We start from the raw sequence: 16,261 nt of genomic DNA on the forward strand, positions 1-16,261 counted from the left end.
CAGGCTTTCCAACCCGACTCGAAGAAGGCGCCATCATGATTGACAGATCTCTTCCCCTGACCGACCTGCACCGCCATCTGGACGGCAACATCCGTCCGCAGACCATCCTCGAGCTGGGCCGTCAGCACAATATCCGGCTGCCGGCAGACGAACTCGAAGCGCTGCGCCCCCACGTGCAGATCGTCGAGAACGAGCCGAGCCTGGTCGCCTTCCTGAAGAAACTGGACTGGGGTGTGGCTGTGCTGGCCGACTACGATGCCTGCCGCCGGGTGGCCTACGAGAACGTGGAAGACTTGCTACGCGCCGGCATCGACTATGCTGAGCTACGCTTCAGCCCGGCCTACATGGCGATGGCTCACAAGCTGCACCCGCAGGGCGTGGTCGAAGCCATCATCGACGGCGTGGCGGCCGGTAGCCGCGACTTCGGCATCAAAACCAACCTGATCGGCATCATGAGCCGCACCTTCGGCACCGAGCAGTGCAAACAGGAGCTGGATGCCTGTCTGGCTCATCGCGACAAGCTGGTTGCCATCGATCTGGCCGGCGACGAGCTGGGCTTCCCGGGCGAGCTGTTCACCGAGCACTTCCGCCGGGTGCGCGATGCGGGCATGCGCGTCACCGTGCACGCTGGTGAAGCCGCCGGCCCCGAAAGCATGTGGCAGGCTATTCGCGAGCTGGGGGCCGAGCGTATCGGCCACGGCGTCAAGGCGATTCAGGATCCAGCTCTGATGGCCTACCTGGCCGAGCACCGCATAGGCATCGAATCCTGCCTCACCTCCAACATTCAGACCACTACGGTGGCGAGCCTGAGCGAGCACCCGATCCGCCAGTTCCTGGCCGCCGGCGTGCTGGCCTGTCTCAACACCGACGACCCGGCGGTAGAGGGGATCGACCTGCCCCACGAATATGAAGTGGCCGCTCCGGCCGCCGGCATGACGATGAGCGAGATCCGCACCGCCCAGCAGAATGGCCTGACCCTGGCCTTCCTGAGCGAGAGCGAAAAGGCCGAGCTGAGCGCCCGCGCAGCCCAGCGCTGAGTACTGCCAGGCCCAACAAAAAAACCGCCTCTCGGCGGTTTTTTATTTTCCAACAACATCGACCGGCCTAGATCACCCGGGAGAACTGCTGCTGGCGCGCCTTGCTCCGCAGGTAGACATCGAAACACATGCAGATGTTGCGGATCAGCAGCTGACCGGTGGAGACCACTTCCAGCCCCTCTTCGGTCATGCGCACCAAGCCGTCATCGATGAAGGTCTGCAGCAGCTTGAGGTCCTCGGCGAAGTACTCCTTGAACACCAGACCATGGGCCTGCTCGACGGCGGCAAAGTTCAGGGAAAAATCGCAGATGAGGCGCTTGATCACCTCGCGGCGGATCAGGTCGTCCCGATTGAGGGAACACCCCTTCCACTGGGCGTGCCCCAGCGTTTCTACCTGGCCATAGTAGGCTTTGAGCTCTTTCTGGTTCTGGGAATAGGCGTCACCAATCATGCTGATGGAGGAGACCCCCAGCCCCAGCAGGTCGCAATCCCCCTGGGTGGTATAGCCCTGGAAGTTGCGATGCAGCTTGCCCTCACGCTGGGCCACCGCCAGTTCGTCGTCCGGCTTGGCGAAGTGATCCATGCCGATGAACTGGTAACCCTGACCGGTCAGGAAGGCGATGGTGTCCTGCAGCATGGCCAGCTTCTCCTGCGGCGCCGGCATGTCCGCCTCCTTCAACTTGTGCTGGGCGGCAAAACGGCTCGGCAGGTGGGCATAGTTGAAGATGGAGAGGCGCGCCGGGTCGGTCTTGAGCACCTCTTCCAGGGTGTGGTGGAAGCTCTCACGGTTCTGATGTGGCAGGCCGTAGATGAGATCCAGGTTGGTGGAACGAAAACCCAGTTCGCGGGCTCGCTCCAGCATGGCGCGGATGAAGTCGTTGTCCTGCTCGCGGTTGACCGCGACCTGGACCTCCTTGTTGAAATCCTGCACGCCAAGACTGATGCGGTTGAAGCCGATTTCCCGCAGCACGTCCAGCATGGAGAGCTCGATCTCGCGCGGATCCACCTCGATGCTGATCTCCCCCTCTTCGGCGAAATGGAAGTGCTCCCGCAACATGGTCATCAGTCGGCGGGTCTGGGGTTCATCCAGATAGGTGGGCGTGCCGCCGCCCCAGTGCAGCTGGGTCACCAGCCGCTCCTTGAACAGCGGGGCCTGTGCCTTGATCTCCTGCTCGAGGTAATCGAGGTACTGGTCAGCCTTGTGGCGGTGACGGGTGATCACCTTGTTGCAGCCGCAGTAGTAGCAGAGCTTGTGACAGAAGGGGATGTGCACGTAAAGCGACAGGTTGCGCGCCGGATACTGGCTCGCGGCCTGGACGAAGTCCGGATAACCGAAGCCCTCGTTGAACTCCAGCGCAGTGGGATAGGAGGTATAACGCGGGCCGCTGTAATTATATTTTTCGATCAGGGCCTGATCCCACACAATCTGTTCTGCTTGCACGCTTGCTTCCTCCTGTTGTTATTGGCTCACCGGCTTAACTGAAAATCCTTCAGTCGGGCCACATCCTTGAGGATCTGCGCCTCCAGCTCGGCCTCATAGCCACTGCGTTCGAGATCCATCTTCATGATTTCATTGCGCTTGAGGGCCCGCCTCGCCTCATGGGTCGGCATCTCTTTCACCTTCTCGTAGAGACCGTACAGACCCGGAAATTCACCGGCAAAGGCACGACCGCCCTTGATCTGCAGTGCATCGAGCAGGTTGGTCAGCCGGATGGCACCTTCGGAGTAGTCGCACTGGCCGTCTCGTACCGCGTGGGCGATGACCCTGACGCTCTCGAGAATACGCTCATTGCGAGCTGCGATGGCCTGCTGCTGGCTGTCGTGCTGGCGCTTGAGACGGGCCAGCAGGGAACCGGCATAGAAGGCCAGCCCCAACAAAATCAGGCCGCCCAACAGGGCGGCCAGCATCCATCCACTCATCACTTTTTCTTCGGCTCAGGCTTGGGCTCCGGCTGATAGTCAACCTGAGTGAAACGATCCCACAGCTCCTCTTCGGAGGCTGGCTGGCTTGGCTCATCAAAGTCGGCATCATCAAAGTCCATGTCGTCTTCGTCGTCATCGTTGTCGATGATGCCAAGCTCGTCCATCAGCTCCTGATAGCGATCGACCCGCTGATCGACCCAGGCCTGCTCGGTCGCTTCCAGGGTTTCACCAGCATCCAGACGATCCAGCAGGTCATTGAGGCGATCATCATTCTCGATGGAGGCCAGCTCCTGCTCGGGTGTCATCACCAGCTTCTTCTCTTTGGCGGGTTTGGGCGCCACCGGCTTGCCACCCTTCTCTTCCACGATCAGCGCGACGGGCTTGCGGGAACCGATACGCGGGTCCTTGGCCTGCTTGGTACCGCCTTTCTTGCCGCTCTGCTCGACTTGCTGGCGGGATCCGGCCTTCAAGCCCTTGCGCTTGGCGGCGCGCTTGCGCTCACGGCCTTCCTGGGCACTGGCCTCTGATTCTTTGCGCTTACCGGCGGGCTTGCGATTGGGTTGTTTAGCCGACATGAATGACTGACTCCGACAAATAACTGGATTGAAACCCGTTCCCGGCCTGATCTGGGCCGGGGAGGATGCTGATACCGGGAGTGATGGACGAGAAACAAAAAGTGGGATCCCGCACCCATCCGGCCATGAATGACCGCCAAATACCGCAGGATCGGCATCCTCTGGGCATGTTGCTGGTATTTTGACACAGAATGACCGGGCGGGTTAATGACCCAAAAGAAAAAAGGCAGCCGAAGCTGCCTTGATATGTTTATGCGAGTCCCATCCCTGGCTGCAAATCACCCTGTCCGTGGTGATACGTCTGCGCATCATATCTTTGTGTGTGGTCGTCCTGACCTTAATTGGTCGATCCTGAATGTGCGTGTGCTTGCCTGACCCATGCCGACGACGTCCGGTCATCTTCTGGGGTGGTTGCGTCCCGCAGCCCCGCTCTTCCTGAACGGTCACCATCCTGGTTTTTCAATCCTTTGCCTGCCACTTGCATGGCTCCGTGGCGTCCTGCCGCCTCGACATCCTGTCTTTCACGTCATCCCTGTCGTGAACTGCCCTGCGGGCGACTCCATGCATCCACTGTATCAACTTAATAAAGTGGCTCAATCCACCAGGAACGTTTTCAAACGGAAATAATCCATCTATTGTCATTTAACATATTGAAATTAATGAATTACTAAGCATTATTCCCGAATTTTTTAAGCCTTGGCCAGGCTCATGAATGGGAGATCTCTTACAACAATGCGAGAAAAAATTGGCCAAATGGTGTTAAAGGCCAAAAAGAAACGAGGAGCCGCTGGCTCCTCGTCAATATCTACGGGCTGGATAAACGACCGCAATCAGTGCAGGCCCGCCACATATTTGGACAGTACTTCGATATCCTGATCGGTCAGCTTCTTGGCCACGTCCCGCATCATGCCGTTTGGATCATTGTCACGAGCGGCAGCCCGGAAGGCGGTGAGCTGAGCCTTGATGTAGGCAGGGTGCTGGCCGGAGAGGCTTGGATACTTGGCCTGCTCGACCCCGGAACCACGAGGACCATGACAGGCGGTACAGGCAGCCAGACCGCGGCTCATGTCGCCCCCCATGTAGAGCGCCTTGCCTGCCGCCACAGCATCATCGGGCACGGCGATCGGCGTCACCTTCTGGCTGGAGAAGTAGGCAGCCAGGTCCTCCATGTCCTGCTCGGACAGGGGAAGCGCCATCGGCCCCATGATGGGCGCAACCCGACCAGTTTGGCCGGAAGCTGCAGCCTTCAGTTCAACTAACTGCTTTTTGATATATGATGCGTGCTGACCAGCAATCTTGGGATACATGTCGACAAGGCTGTTTCCGTCCGGTCCGTGACAGGCCGCGCAAACGGCAGCCTTGGTTTGTCCCGCAGCGGCATCGCCCTTGGCTTGTGCCATCCCCGTTACGCCAACCATCAGAGCAAGAGTAATGACTAGGTTCTTCATGGCGTTCCAACTTCTCGTTATTAGGCTTCCAGATCCCATGCCGCTGAAGGCATGTTAAAATAAACGCGTTTAAGCGACGCCATTTTACACGATTTCACAAAAAAGTAACTCTATAACCCTCTATCTCTATGGGGAATTTACGTTGGATACACAAACTCTGAATTTCAATAAGGTGCATTTTGTGACCAGCGCACCCGACATCCGTCACCTGCCAAATGATGGGGGTGTCGAGATTGCGTTTGCCGGCCGTTCCAACGCCGGTAAGTCATCTGCATTGAATACCTTGACCAAGCACAAGAACCTGGCGCGTACCAGTAAGACCCCGGGTCGCACCCAGTTGATCAACCTGTTCGAGCTGGAGCCGGGCAAGCGTCTGGTCGACCTGCCGGGTTACGGTTATGCGCAAGTTCCGCTGGAAATGAAGCTTAAGTGGCAAAAGTCCCTGGCTGAATATCTGCAGCGTCGCGAGTCCTTGAAAGGGCTGGTGATCCTGATGGACATCCGTCACCCGCTCAAAGATACCGACATGAACATGCTGGAGTGGAGCGCCCACCGCGCACTGCCTGTCATGCTGCTGCTGACCAAGGCCGACAAGCTGAGCCCGGGCCCGCGCAACAATCAGGTCATCAAGGTACGCCAGGCCGTGGCGGCACTGGGCCCGCATATCCAGGTGGAAGCCTTCTCCTCGCTGAACAACATCGGGGTGGAAAAGCTGGCCCAGACGCTGACCGGCTGGTATCAGGCTGGCGCCGATGAGGTGATTGACGACGAACAAGAGTCGATCGAGGAATAGCTCCCCTCTTGTTGACGCGGCAAGCAACCATGCAATTGGCGGAGCGACTCCTCCGCTGATTGAAAGGCTTTCAGCCTGTGAGCACCCTTCTCAGCCCTCCATCCACGCTTGGCTTACCTCCCTCCAAAAATCTGAATAACCATATTGATCAATGGGATAAACAGTTAATTTTATATAACAATTAACTTTTCATCCCATTGGCAACGTTTTCAAATTCATGCAGAGAAAAAGCGGCGATATCGCTTAATAAGTACCAAAATGAAATTTAATTACATTTTCTGTGGCGGAGGGATAAAAATGAGGCCGATGCTGCAGATGCAGTACCGGCCTTAAACAATCAGTTCAAAAATTGGGAAGAAGCTAAATCTTGAGAACAAAGACGACTGGTTTTTCCTCAAGAAGCCCTTTCATTCTAACAAATATTCACCGACATTAAAGCATTTACTCTAAACGCAACCCATAAAAAAACGCCCCGATGATGACTCACCGGGGCTGCTATTCAGCCACATTCAATTACGTGAAATAAAAGGTCTGAAAGATAGAACATCTTACCTCTGTACCCTACGTTGCTAACTGTATAGCAAAGCAGCAGAAAGTGAAAGTAATTTATGTAATTTAGTTTCACAAAAAATGAATTACATAAATTTTCTTACTTTTCATGCAGATAAAAAAATCCCCAGTACGAATACCGGGGCGTTATAAAGGTGACTAGCTAGCACTTCCTCAACTATCTAGTTAGTCCACGTCTCTTGGTACAAGTTCCGCTGCTTTGAGAAAAAACTCGTAGAAATCACAGATAGATTGCACCATCTTCGGCAAACTCTTGTTCTTCAATGAGTTTTTCAGCCATCTCTTCGATGTCAAAACGCACGCTTTCGAAGGCCCGCAGTATGTCCTCCTCCCTGGCCAGGGAGAGACCGGTCATTTTTTCCAGTCGCCGGCGGCTGATGTAGCAGTCGACCAGTGCCCCCATCTGCTGGGCGGGAAAATGGATGCGCTGTTCATGCGGTTGCCAGTCCGCCAGCTCGGGAAACAGGATGCCTTGATTCATAGGGTCCCCAGATTGCGTTGCAGTTCTCTCAATACCTGTTTAGTCCCTGGCCGGATTCCTCGCCACACGGTAAATGCTTCGGCCGCCTGTTCCACCAGCATACCCAGCCCGTCCATGGTCTGGCGGGCACCATGTTGTCTGGCCCAACCAATGAAAGGGGTATCCGTCGCACCATACATCATGTCGTAGATGGCGATGTCGGCATGGATCAGGGCAGGATCCAGAGGCGGGAGCTCTCCCTGCAGACTGGCAGAGGTGGAGTTGATGATCAGATCGAAAGGACCGGCTAGCTGCGGGTAAGTCTGGGCACTGACGGATCCCAGATCAGCAAACTCGGCCGCCAGCTGCTCGGCCCGGGCGTGGGTCCGGTTGGCGATCACCACTTCGGCCGGCTGTTCGGCCAGCAAGGGCGCCAGGGCGCCGCGCGCCGCACCACCCGCTCCTAGCAACAGGATCCTGCTGCCGGCCAAATTCATCCCATGGGACTTGAGGTCAGCCACCAACCCGGCCCCATCGGTATTGTCCCCCAGCAATAGGCCGTCATCGGTCAACTTGATGGTATTGACCGCCCCCGCCCGTTTGGCCCTGGGGCTCAGCCGGTCGACCAGGGAAAATGCCTGCTCTTTGAAGGGGACTGTAACGTTGCACCCTTTGCCGCCCTGGGTAAAGAAGGCACGCAATGCGGTGGCGAACTCCTCGACTGCCGGCTCGGCCAGACCATATTCCAGCTCTTGCTGGGTCTGCCGGGCAAAGAGGGTATGAATGAAGGGGGATTTGCTGTGGCGCACCGGGTGGCCAAAAACCAGATAACGATCCATCAAGGCGTTCCTTTAGAGGGCAATCTCCCGATTTAACGGGTTTTCCCCCGCGGGAACAAGTCGAATATCGGCAACAAGAAGGGGCCGCGATGGCCCCTTGCTTCACAGCCACTCACGCGGCTTGAGATAGTCGGTGTAGAGCTGCGCCTCCGGGCTGCCAGCCTCCGGTTGCCAGTCATACTCCCAGCGGGCCAGTGGCGGCATCGACATCAGGATCGACTCGGTACGCCCCCCCGTCTGCAGACCGAACAGGGTACCGCGGTCGTACACCAGATTGAACTCCACGTAGCGACCGCGGCGATATAACTGGAACTCCCGCTCCCGCTCGCCATAGGCATCTCCTTTGCGTCGCTCGACAATCGGCAGATAGGCGGCGAGGTAGCCTTCACCCACCGCTCGCATGAAGGCAAAACTGTCGTCAAACGGCCAGCGATTGAGATCGTCGAAGAAGAGACCGCCGACACCACGGGTCTCGCCTCTATGCTTGAGGAAGAAGTAGCGATCGCACCAGGCTTTGAACTCGGGATAGATGTCATCGCCAAACGGCTGGCAGAGGTCGTGGGAGACTTGGTGCCAGTGCCGAACGTCCTCTTCGAACGGATAGAAGGGCGTCAGATCGAAGCCCCCTCCGAACCACCAGATGGGCGCCTCCCCCTCTTTTTCGGCGATGAAGAAGCGCACGTTGGCATGGCTGGTCGGCACGTAGGGGTTGTGTGGATGGATCACCAGCGACACCCCCATGGCTTCGAACCTGCGGCCGGCCAACTCGGGGCGATGGGCCGTGGCGGAAGCAGGCATGGCATCGCCATACACATGGGAAAAGTTGACCCCCCCCTGTTCTATCACCGCGCCATGGCACAGCACCCGGGTACGGCCACCGCCGCCCCCCTCACGCTGCCAGGCATCCTCCACAAAGTGCCCGGCACCGTCAGCCTGCTCCAGTCCACGGCAGATGTCGTCCTGCAACTGCAGCAGGAAGGCCTTGACCTGGGCTACATCCGGTTTGCTCATCTTGTCTCCAGTCAGCCAGGATCGTCGCCTGACCCTATTATCGTGATGTCCTCGAACCGGCACTCCGCCCGTCCGCATAGCCACCAGACCTCGTCACCAACGCCGCTCAGGAGGGGCGAATGACGGCACCGGTTCTGGCATCCTTGATCTCGGATGGGTTGGCCTGCCCCCCCACCTCGCCGGGCAGGATATAGGCCAGCTGGCTGGCCAGCAATTCGCCGATGTCGGCCAGCCGGCGGGCAGGCTCCTCGCCAGTCAGATTGGCACTGGTGGAGACCAGCGGCTTGCCAAAGGCACGACACAGCGCCTGTACCTGTGGATGTGCCGTGACGCGCACGGCCAGGGTGTCAAATTGTCCGGTCAGCCAGGCCGGCGTATCGGGACGAGCCGGCATGATCCAGGTAAAGGGACCGGGCCAGCTGGCCTCCACCCTGGCCAGCTGCTCGCTGGTAAGCTGTTCCAAATCGATGTAATCCTGCAGCTGGGCCAGATCGGCGGCAATCAGGATCAACCCTTTCTCTACCGGTCGTTGCTTGATCGCCAGCAGGCGTTGTACCGCCGCTTCGGAATCGGGGTCACATCCCAGGCCAAAAACCGCTTCGGTAGCGTAGGCAATCACCCCATCGTGCTGGAGTGCGGCAACAGCAAGTTCAAATTCTTTGGACATAAAAAATGCGACAGCCGGGCTGTCGCCTCATCATCAATTAAGGTTGACCCCGCAGGGTGGCAACCACCGCAGCCCCCTTCATCCCCCTGCCAACAACAGAGAGCGAGGCTGACCGTGGTTGCCGTCTCGGGGCTTACTTGAGTTGAGCCTGCAGGGCGGCATCCTTGGCCAGCACCTCGTCGGCATTCTTCTGGCGCTCGGCCCGAACCTTGGCCGCCAGTTCATCATCGGCCACCGCCAGCATCTGGGCTGCCAGATAGCCGGCATTTTTGGCACCGGCTTTACCGATAGCCACGGTTGCCACCGGCACACCACCCGGCATCTGCACGGTGGAGAGCAGGGCATCCAGCCCCTTGAGCGGGCCACCATCAATGGGCACGCCGATCACGGGACGCGTAGTGATGCCAGCCACGGCACCAGCCAGGTGAGCGGCCAGACCGGCGGCGCAGATAAAGACCTTGCAGCCACGGGCTTCGGCATCGGTTACGTACTGGTGGGTCGCCGCCGGGGTACGGTGTGCGGAAGTCACCTTCACTTCCACCGCGATGTCGAACGACTTGAGAACCTCAAGAGTGGTCTGCATCACGGGAAAATCGGAATCAGAGCCCATCAATACGGCAACGAAAGGTTTAGTCATGGCGGGAATTTCCTTACTCCAAGTGGGGGGGGGAAGGTTGCCGAAAACGTTTCAATTCGCTCAAGGCGGCGCGATTATACCCGCTCGCTCTGGTGACCGCATTTCTTTTGCGGACAGACCCAGCGCACTGTTCCCCGCACCTTTTTCTCCACCATGATACCCCAGCCGCACTGCGGGCAAGACATGGCAACCGGCTTGTCATTGACGACGTATTTGCAGTGGGGATAGCCGTCACAGGAGTAGAACTGCTTGCCATAACGCGAAGTACGGCTGATCAGATGACCCTTGCCACACTCGGGACAGAGTACCTGGGTATCGTCACTCTCCTGCAGGGATTCGATGTGCTGGCAGGCCGGATATTGGGTACAGCCCACGAACAACCCATAGCGCCCCTTCTTGATCGCCAGCGGCTGGCCACAGTCCGGACAGGCAGAGCCCTCGAGCACTTTCTCGATGTCACGGCCGGAGGGGGTCAGGGAGCGAATGAAGTCGCAGGCAGGGTAGGCGGAACAGCCCAGAAAAGGGCCGTGCTTGCCCTGGCGGATCACCAGCTCGGCACCACACTGCGGGCATGGCTCACGTTCAAGCGCATGCTCGTGGGCAGAAAAGAGGTGGTGATCGATCTTTGACATGGGCCACGCCTTGAAATCCAGATGATCCGGATTCTACCAGCGCGGCTGCGGGCTGTCAGTGGATGACGCCATCTGACTCGTCAAACACCAGCTCTTCCATCTGCTGGTAGGCGTTTTCACTGCCGGGAACGTTGAAGAGCACCATCATGACCACCCACTTCAGGTCATCCAGCTCGATATCCGGCTTGTCCAGCTCGAGCAGACGCTCGATGCAGATTTCGCGGGTTTCGGCGTTGAGCACCTGGGCCTGCTCCAGAAACAGCAGGAAGCCGCGACACTCGGTGCTGAGACGGGCCAGTTCTTGCGGGGCATAGATGCGCATCGAGCCTTGCGTGCTGGCGGCCACGTAGACCTCCCGCTCGCTGTCGTGCAGATTGGCCAGTCTTTCCAGCCAGTCGAGTGCCTTCTCGATCTCCTCCTTGTCGAAACCGGCGCGGCTCAGTTCATCGGTGAGTTCGTTTTGTTCGACCGTCACATCTGCATCGCTGTGGATGTAGGTCTCGAAAAGGTACATCAATACATCAAACATGATTCGCCCTCCTCGCTCTGACGTATCCACCGGCTACCGCCATCACTGCTCCGGCCAGCTCCAGCTCAACCAACCTGCCCAATACCACTTCGACAGGAAGCTGGGTCCGCTCGGCAACGGTATCCACGCTCGTGGTCTCGTAATCTACGTTATCCAACAAATCGGCATAAGGCAATTCGCTATTATGCTGCTGCTCAGACATATCCGTCCCTTGATGGCTCAGGGCACAGAATCCCGGCAGCTCTTCCACTATATCGGCCGCGTTCAACACAAGTTTGGCCCCCTGCTGGATTAATTTGTTGCAGCCCAGCGCCTGCCCGTTCTGCGGTGCCCCCGGCACGGCGAAGACATCCCGTCCCTGTTCTAGCGCGTAACGGGCCGTGATGAGCGACCCGCTCTGCTCGGCCGCCTCTACCACCAGGGTTCCCAGCGACAGGCCGCTGATGATGCGATTGCGCCGTGGAAAGTGTTCCGCCAGCGGCCCCCTGTCGGGCACCAGCTCGGAGATGAGTACACCATCCTGCGCCAGGATCTGCTCTGCCAGCCCCTGATGGCGCTTTGGGTAGAGGCTGTCGAGCCCGGAGCCCAGCACTGCCAGGGTGATCCCCCCGTTTGTCAGCGCCTGTTGATGACAAATCCCATCGATGCCAAGCGCCAGACCTGAGGTAATGGCCAATCCGCACGCGACCAGCTCGCTGCAGAGGCGGGCAGCATTGTCCTTGCCGGCATAGGTCGGGTGGCGCGTGCCGACCATCGCCAGCTGGGGAACAGACAGTGCTGCCAGATTGCCGCGGCAGTAGAGCAACAGAGGGGCGGCTGGGATCTCCTTGAGCAGAGGTGGATAGGCGGGATCGTCGGGGCAGAGAAGATGATTGCCGGGCTCGGCTGCCCAGCTCAGCCCCTGTTCGACCACCGGCAGAGGCCATCGCATCTGCCGGATCTGGGCACTTTGCAGACCCAGTTCTCGCAAGGTGCCATCTTCCGAGTCGAACAGGGCGGCGATGTCGCCGCCGAAATGGGCGAGCAGACGAGCGGCAGTGACCGGGCCGATACCGGTGACGGCATCCAGTGTCAGCCACAGCGCGAGTCGCCCGGATGGAAGCGTCACGTCAGAAGTTGCTGACCTGATAGCCGGTGCCGACCATGTTCTGGCTTTGCAGGATCAGCCCGTAGCTCAACTTGTCATACACCTTGAACAGCATGACCCGCGCCACCGCCTCCGAGGGGAGCGGTGGTTTGCCGGCAGAATAGAAGGCCTTGTCATAGACGGAAGAGTACTCCCGATAGGCGACCTTGCCATTCTTGCTCACCAGCCGGGTCCCGGGTCGCAGGATCTCCAGCACATCGCCGGGAGCCACCTGATCCCGCAGACCCTTGTTGATGAGCACGACATCGAACTTGCCGCCCCCCCGGGCCTTGCTCGGCAGATCGACGATATAGCCGGGCGAGATGACGGGGGCCGCTTTGGGTGTAAACACGGCGGAGAGGCTCTCCTGCGGCGGGAACGGCATCAGCTTGTCTCCCTGATACACTTCCCGCTTGCTGTGGCTGAGGGTGACCCGGGTACGACCATCCGGCAGCAGGGCCTCCGCCCTGGCCGTACCGACGAAGACCGCCTCCTGCCCAAGTTGCTCGCCGGTTTTCCGATCCTTGTAGATGGCGCCAGGGTGGTAGATGCCGTAATCCTGGCCCGGGATCAGCGAACCCTGCACGTAGAGGGTATCGCCCTCCAGCATGCCAATATGGGCCTCATCATTGCCGAGCACGTAGGGCAACTGCTTCGCCTGCTGGCTGTTTGCCAGAATATGGTCGGTCTGCAGGAAGGGGCCTATCTCGCTGAGCGGCAGGGTCGGAATGGGATTGGCCTTGTTCTCGTAGCGGCTCTTGGGAGAGAGGCGGATCACCTGCTTGCCGCCCTGGGTCGCCTTGCCGAGCAGCGGCTCGCCATTGACCCAGCTCAGGTGCAGCACGTCACCCGGGTAGATCCAGTGGGGATTGGCGATCTGCGGGTTGATGTTCCAGAGCCTTGGCCAGAGCCAGGGCTCTGCCAGATACTGGCCGGAAATATCCCAGAGGGTGTCGCCTTTTTGCACCACATAGGTCTCGGGATAGCCTGCCTTCAGTTTGAGCTGGTCGGCCTGAGCTCCCTGGCTCAACGTGGCCAACAGGCAGACGAGGATGGTTTGCTTCAGATACATAACACTCCCTGTTACTTCTGCGCGCAAAGTGTTGCTGTTTTTTGTCGGCGTAAATGACTAGAATTACGCCAATATTGACTGCATTTATACGAAACTAAAGAAAAAACTATGGCCATTCTAGATGTATTGCGTTTCCCCGATGAGCGTCTGCGTACCATCGCAGCCCCTGTCGAGACCTTTACACCCGAGTTACAACACATTGTAGATGATATGTTCGAAACCATGTACGCGGAGGAAGGCATCGGCCTTGCCGCCACTCAGGTCGACATTCATCAGCGCATCATAGTGATCGATGTCTCTGAAAACCGTGAAGATCCTCTGGTATTGATCAACCCCGAGATCATCGAGCAGGCCGGCAGCACCGGCATCGAGGAAGGGTGTCTCTCCGTGCCCGGCAGCCGTGCCCTGGTGCCCCGCGCCGAGTGGGTCAAGGTGCGCGCACTGGATCGCCACGGCAAGGCATTCGAGCTGGAAGCAGACGATCTGCTCGCCATCTGCATCCAGCATGAGATGGACCATCTGGTCGGCAAGCTGTTTGTGGATTACCTCTCCCCGCTCAAGCGCCAGCGCATTCGCCAGAAGCTGGAAAAGATGGCCCGTGAAGATCGCAAAGTCCTCTGAGGATCTGCTCCATTGAATAAGTTGAAACTGATTTTTGCCGGTACTCCCGACTTCGCCGCCCGTCACCTGGCGGCGTTGTTGTCTTCCGACCACGAGGTCGTCGCCGTTTATACCCAGCCGGACAAGCCCGCCGGCCGCGGCCAGAAGCTCACCGCCAGCCCGGTCAAGGAGCTGGCGCTGGCCCACGATCTGCCGGTCTATCAACCGGCTTCCCTGCGCAAGGAAGAGGCCCAGGCCGAACTGGCGGCCCTTGGCGCCGACCTGATGGTGGTGGTGGCCTACGGCCTGATCCTGCCCAAGGTGGTGCTCGATACCCCGCGTCTGGGCTGCATCAACGTGCACGGCTCCCTGCTGCCGCGCTGGCGCGGCGCCGCCCCGATCCAGCGTTCCATCTGGGCGGGCGATGCCGAAACCGGCGTCACCATCATGCAGATGGATGTGGGGCTGGATACCGGCGCCATGATCCACAAGGTAAGCTGCCCCATCGCCGCCGACGAGACCTCCGCCAGCCTCTATGACAAGCTGGCCGAGCTGGGCCCGCAGGCGCTGGTCGACACCATCAACGCCATGGCCGCCGGCAACATCGCCGCCGAGGCGCAGGACGATGCGCTGGCCAACTACGCCGAGAAGCTCTCCAAGGAAGAGGCCCGCATCGACTGGTCGATGGAGGCCGTCGCCATCGAGCGCTGCATCCGCGCCTTCAATCCCTGGCCCATCAGCTGGTTCGAGGTGGCTGACCAGACCGTCAAGGTATGGCAGGCCGAGGTCATCACACAGGATCACGGCCAGCGCGCCGGCACCCTGCTCAAGGCCGACAAGCAGGGGATCGATGTCGCCACCGGCAAGGGGGTACTGCGCCTGCTGACCCTGCAGCCGCCCGGCAAGAAGGCGATGTCCGTGACGGATCTGCTCAACTCTCGCCGCGACTGGTTTGAACCCGGCACGCAATTGAATTGAACTGAATTGACACAAGGCGGGGCCCAGGCCCCGACTTGCGCATCTAAGGTAACACTATGAAAACACGCGCACAGGCTGCTCTCGTCATTCAACAGGTGCTGGATCAGGGCCAGTCCCTCTCAGCCGTTCTGCCTGCTGCCCAGGAGAAGGTTGCGCCCCGCGATCGCGCCCTCCTGCAAGAACTCTGCTACGGTACCCTGCGCTGGCTGCCCCGCCTCGATGCGGCGGTCGGCGAGATGATGGACAAGCCGCTCAAGAACAAGAGCCGCATCTTCCACTACCTGATCCTGGTCGGTCTCTATCAGCTCATCTACACCCGCATTCCGGCTCACGCCGCGGTGGCCGAGACCGTCAACGCCGTCAAGCTGCTCAAAGGTACCTCTCTGCGCGGCCTCATCAACGGCGTGCTGCGCAACTTCCAGCGCAGCGCCGAAGTCATTCTGCTGCGTATCGACCGCGTACCGAGCGTGCGCCTCGGCCACCCCGAGTGGCTTACCAAGCGTCTGCGTCAGGCCTATCCGGATGAGTGGGAGTTCATCATGGAGGCCAACAACCAGCGCCCGCCCATGTGGATCCGCAACAACAGCCAGCGCCAGAGCCGCGAGCAGATGCTGGCCCGCATGGCTGACGCCGGCATCAATGCGGTGGCCGGTGAAGAGGGCGAGGATTGCATCCTGCTGGAGCGTCCCTGCGACGTGACCAAGCTGCCCGGCTTCGAGGTCGGTGACTGTTCGGTACAGGATGGCGCCGCCCAGCAGGCGGCCGCCCTGCTCGACCCGCAACCGGGCGAGTGGGTACTGGATGCCTGCGCCGCCCCCGGTGGCAAGACAGCTCACCTGCTGGAGCGCCAACCCGCGCTGGCCGGCGTGGTCGCCGTCGATGCCGACGAGAACCGCCTCAAGCGGGTGCAGGAGAACCTGGATCGCATCGGCCTCAGCGCCAAGGTGATCCACGGCGATGCCAGTACCCCGGATCAATGGTGGCCAGAGGGGCAGTTCGACCGCATCCTGCTGGATGCCCCCTGCTCCGCCACCGGCGTCATCCGCCGCCACCCCGACATCAAGTGGCTGCGCCGGGATCAGGACATTCGCGAGCTGGCAGAACTGCAGCGCCGCATCCTCGGTGCCCTCTGGTCGAAACTGAAAAGCGGCGGTACTCTGCTCTACGCCACCTGCTCCGTGCTGCCGGAAGAGAACCGCGATCAGATCCGCGCCTTCCTCGCGGCCACGCCGGATGCCACCCTGGTGCCCCTGCACGCAGAGGACACACCGGAGTGCCCGGGGCGCCAGTTCCTGCCGGGCGAGGCCGAGATGGACGGCTTCTACTACGCCAGGCTGAGCAAGCGCTAAGCAGGGCCGCAAGTA

Annotated in this window: 18 protein-coding genes; 5 read left to right on the top strand and 13 right to left on the bottom strand. The window is 59.6% G+C overall.

Annotated features, from left to right (window positions below; translation table 11 throughout):
* Positions 1-35 precede the first annotated feature (35 nt).
* The gene (gene add, locus ACB033_RS17970; protein WP_324039928.1) at positions 36-1,037 is read left to right on the top strand and encodes an adenosine deaminase; all 1,002 of its coding nucleotides are present in this window, start codon (positions 36-38) and stop codon (positions 1,035-1,037) included.
* Positions 1,038-1,104: 67 nt separating this feature from the next.
* Here add and hemN read toward each other — a convergent pair whose 3' ends face one another.
* The 4 genes from hemN to ACB033_RS17990 form a co-directional block, all read right to left on the bottom strand.
* On the bottom strand, positions 1,105-2,478 hold the full coding sequence (gene hemN, locus ACB033_RS17975; RefSeq protein WP_017778608.1) for an oxygen-independent coproporphyrinogen III oxidase: 1,374 nt from the start codon (positions 2,476-2,478) through the stop codon (positions 1,105-1,107).
* A gap of 26 nt (positions 2,479-2,504) precedes the next feature.
* The gene (locus ACB033_RS17980; protein ID WP_005307801.1) at positions 2,505-2,945 is read right to left on the bottom strand and encodes a DUF2489 domain-containing protein; all 441 of its coding nucleotides are present in this window, start codon (positions 2,943-2,945) and stop codon (positions 2,505-2,507) included.
* Between the two features lie 11 nt (positions 2,946-2,956).
* Positions 2,957-3,535 carry a Der GTPase-activating protein YihI gene (yihI, locus tag ACB033_RS17985; RefSeq protein ID WP_026141129.1) on the bottom strand — a complete coding sequence of 193 codons (579 nt, stop codon included), beginning with the start codon at positions 3,533-3,535 and terminating at the stop codon, positions 2,957-2,959.
* An 830-nt stretch (positions 3,536-4,365) separates the two neighbouring features.
* Positions 4,366-4,983 (bottom strand): cytochrome c, encoded by a 618-nt coding sequence (locus ACB033_RS17990; protein ID WP_005307797.1) that lies wholly within the window; start codon positions 4,981-4,983, stop codon positions 4,366-4,368.
* A 142-nt stretch (positions 4,984-5,125) separates the two neighbouring features.
* On the opposite strand from ACB033_RS17990, the gene yihA reads away from it, so the two are divergent.
* Positions 5,126-5,776 carry a ribosome biogenesis GTP-binding protein YihA/YsxC gene (gene yihA / locus ACB033_RS17995; protein WP_005307794.1) on the top strand — a complete coding sequence of 217 codons (651 nt, stop codon included), beginning with the start codon at positions 5,126-5,128 and terminating at the stop codon, positions 5,774-5,776.
* Positions 5,777-6,566: 790 nt separating this feature from the next.
* Here yihA and ACB033_RS18000 read toward each other — a convergent pair.
* The 9 genes from ACB033_RS18000 to ACB033_RS18040 form a co-directional block, all read right to left on the bottom strand.
* Positions 6,567-6,827 (bottom strand): DUF1488 domain-containing protein, encoded by a 261-nt coding sequence (locus ACB033_RS18000; RefSeq protein WP_005307791.1) that lies wholly within the window; start codon positions 6,825-6,827, stop codon positions 6,567-6,569.
* Positions 6,824-7,645 (bottom strand): shikimate dehydrogenase, encoded by an 822-nt coding sequence (aroE, locus tag ACB033_RS18005; protein WP_371140668.1) that lies wholly within the window; start codon positions 7,643-7,645, stop codon positions 6,824-6,826. Before aroE ends, ACB033_RS18000 begins: the two co-directional genes overlap by 4 nt.
* 102 nt (positions 7,646-7,747) lie before the next feature.
* Positions 7,748-8,656: an oxygen-dependent coproporphyrinogen oxidase gene (hemF, locus tag ACB033_RS18010; protein WP_042005820.1), complete on the bottom strand. Its 909-nt coding sequence runs from the start codon at positions 8,654-8,656 to the stop codon at positions 7,748-7,750.
* A gap of 106 nt (positions 8,657-8,762) precedes the next feature.
* Positions 8,763-9,323: a Sua5/YciO/YrdC/YwlC family protein gene (locus tag ACB033_RS18015; protein ID WP_123246588.1), complete on the bottom strand. Its 561-nt coding sequence runs from the start codon at positions 9,321-9,323 to the stop codon at positions 8,763-8,765.
* 133 nt (positions 9,324-9,456) lie between these two features.
* Positions 9,457-9,960: a 5-(carboxyamino)imidazole ribonucleotide mutase gene (gene purE, locus ACB033_RS18020; RefSeq protein ID WP_005307779.1), complete on the bottom strand. Its 504-nt coding sequence runs from the start codon at positions 9,958-9,960 to the stop codon at positions 9,457-9,459.
* A gap of 74 nt (positions 9,961-10,034) precedes the next feature.
* Positions 10,035-10,592 (bottom strand): type I DNA topoisomerase, encoded by a 558-nt coding sequence (locus ACB033_RS18025; protein ID WP_139430997.1) that lies wholly within the window; start codon positions 10,590-10,592, stop codon positions 10,035-10,037.
* A gap of 55 nt (positions 10,593-10,647) precedes the next feature.
* Complete coding sequence (locus tag ACB033_RS18030) at positions 10,648-11,121, bottom strand: DUF494 family protein (protein WP_005307774.1); 474 nt, start codon at positions 11,119-11,121, stop codon at positions 10,648-10,650.
* Positions 11,114-12,229 carry a DNA-processing protein DprA gene (gene dprA, locus ACB033_RS18035; RefSeq protein ID WP_139726255.1) on the bottom strand — a complete coding sequence of 372 codons (1,116 nt, stop codon included), beginning with the start codon at positions 12,227-12,229 and terminating at the stop codon, positions 11,114-11,116. The genes ACB033_RS18030 and dprA overlap by 8 nt, the downstream gene beginning before the upstream one ends.
* 1 nt (position 12,230) lies before the next feature.
* A complete protein-coding gene (locus tag ACB033_RS18040; protein WP_139726256.1) occupies positions 12,231-13,319 on the bottom strand; it encodes a LysM peptidoglycan-binding domain-containing protein in 1,089 nt (362 codons plus the stop codon).
* Between the two features lie 108 nt (positions 13,320-13,427).
* Between ACB033_RS18040 and def the strand changes: the two genes are divergently transcribed.
* The 3 genes from def to rsmB are packed head-to-tail and all read left to right on the top strand — an operon-like array spanning position 13,428 to position 16,246.
* Positions 13,428-13,940 carry a peptide deformylase gene (gene def, locus ACB033_RS18045; protein WP_005307765.1) on the top strand — a complete coding sequence of 171 codons (513 nt, stop codon included), beginning with the start codon at positions 13,428-13,430 and terminating at the stop codon, positions 13,938-13,940.
* 12 nt (positions 13,941-13,952) lie between these two features.
* Positions 13,953-14,897: a methionyl-tRNA formyltransferase gene (gene fmt / locus ACB033_RS18050; protein ID WP_139726257.1), complete on the top strand. Its 945-nt coding sequence runs from the start codon at positions 13,953-13,955 to the stop codon at positions 14,895-14,897.
* Positions 14,898-14,953: 56 nt separating this feature from the next.
* On the top strand, positions 14,954-16,246 hold the full coding sequence (gene rsmB, locus ACB033_RS18055; RefSeq protein ID WP_017785240.1) for a 16S rRNA (cytosine(967)-C(5))-methyltransferase RsmB: 1,293 nt from the start codon (positions 14,954-14,956) through the stop codon (positions 16,244-16,246).
* The last annotated feature ends 15 nt before the right edge of the window (positions 16,247-16,261 follow it).

The organism is Aeromonas sp. S15(2024) (genome assembly GCF_041402265.1).
GTDB lineage: Bacteria > Pseudomonadota > Gammaproteobacteria > Enterobacterales > Aeromonadaceae > Aeromonas > Aeromonas dhakensis.

What these genes read in the sequence shown, in the direction of transcription:
- def (WP_005307765.1), top strand. Translation starts at nt 13,428, where the DNA reads ATGGCCATTCTAGATGTATTGCGTTTCCCCGATGAGCGTCTGCGTACC.
- yihI (WP_026141129.1), bottom strand. Translation starts at nt 3,535, where the DNA reads ATGTCGGCTAAACAACCCAATCGCAAGCCCGCCGGTAAGCGCAAAGAA.
- ACB033_RS17980 (WP_005307801.1), bottom strand. Translation starts at nt 2,945, where the DNA reads ATGCTGGCCGCCCTGTTGGGCGGCCTGATTTTGTTGGGGCTGGCCTTC.
- purE (WP_005307779.1), bottom strand. Translation starts at nt 9,960, where the DNA reads ATGACTAAACCTTTCGTTGCCGTATTGATGGGCTCTGATTCCGATTTT.
- ACB033_RS18000 (WP_005307791.1), bottom strand. Translation starts at nt 6,827, where the DNA reads ATGAATCAAGGCATCCTGTTTCCCGAGCTGGCGGACTGGCAACCGCAT.
- ACB033_RS18015 (WP_123246588.1), bottom strand. Translation starts at nt 9,323, where the DNA reads ATGTCCAAAGAATTTGAACTTGCTGTTGCCGCACTCCAGCACGATGGG.
- hemF (WP_042005820.1), bottom strand. Translation starts at nt 8,656, where the DNA reads ATGAGCAAACCGGATGTAGCCCAGGTCAAGGCCTTCCTGCTGCAGTTG.
- ACB033_RS18030 (WP_005307774.1), bottom strand. Translation starts at nt 11,121, where the DNA reads ATGTTTGATGTATTGATGTACCTTTTCGAGACCTACATCCACAGCGAT.
- aroE (WP_371140668.1), bottom strand. Translation starts at nt 7,645, where the DNA reads ATGGATCGTTATCTGGTTTTTGGCCACCCGGTGCGCCACAGCAAATCC.
- add (WP_324039928.1), top strand. Translation starts at nt 36, where the DNA reads ATGATTGACAGATCTCTTCCCCTGACCGACCTGCACCGCCATCTGGAC.
- ACB033_RS17990 (WP_005307797.1), bottom strand. Translation starts at nt 4,983, where the DNA reads ATGAAGAACCTAGTCATTACTCTTGCTCTGATGGTTGGCGTAACGGGG.
- ACB033_RS18040 (WP_139726256.1), bottom strand. Translation starts at nt 13,319, where the DNA reads ATGTATCTGAAGCAAACCATCCTCGTCTGCCTGTTGGCCACGTTGAGC.
- ACB033_RS18025 (WP_139430997.1), bottom strand. Translation starts at nt 10,592, where the DNA reads ATGTCAAAGATCGATCACCACCTCTTTTCTGCCCACGAGCATGCGCTT.
- rsmB (WP_017785240.1), top strand. Translation starts at nt 14,954, where the DNA reads ATGAAAACACGCGCACAGGCTGCTCTCGTCATTCAACAGGTGCTGGAT.